The organism is Streptomyces sp. a15, from assembly GCF_059026085.1.
Genome location: NZ_JBWLKM010000286.1, coordinates 1 through 431, shown reverse-complemented (window position 1 = coordinate 431; position 431 = coordinate 1). Strand labels below are relative to the sequence as shown.

The 431-nt window shown below is 64.7% G+C and carries 1 protein-coding gene; it reads left to right on the top strand.

Features of this window, described 5'->3' with window-relative positions:
* The coding region (locus AC5P09_RS52160; protein WP_493880657.1) for an alpha-amylase family glycosyl hydrolase at nt 1-431 on the top strand (431 nt) is incomplete at both ends.

Below are 431 nucleotides of genomic sequence, written 5' to 3'. Positions count from 1 at the left end.
GACGACGACAAGCAGTACCAGGACGCCCGGATCATCTTCGTCGACACCGAGGCGTCCAACTGGACCTTCGACCCGGTGCGCAAGCAGTACTACTGGCACCGCTTCTTCTCCCACCAGCCGGACCTCAACTACGAGAACCCGGCCGTCCAGGAGGAGATCATCTCCGCGCTGCGGTTCTGGCTGGACCTCGGCATCGACGGATTCCGGCTGGACGCGGTGCCGTACCTCTACCAGCAGGAGGGCACCAACTGCGAGAACCTTCCGGCGACCCACGAGTTCCTCAAGCGGGTCCGGAAGGAGATCGACGCCTCCTACCCGGACACGGTGCTGCTCGCGGAGGCCAACCAGTGGCCCGAGGACGTCGTCGACTACTTCGGCGACTACCGGGCCGGCGGCGACGAATGCCACATGGCCTTCCATTTCCCGGTCAT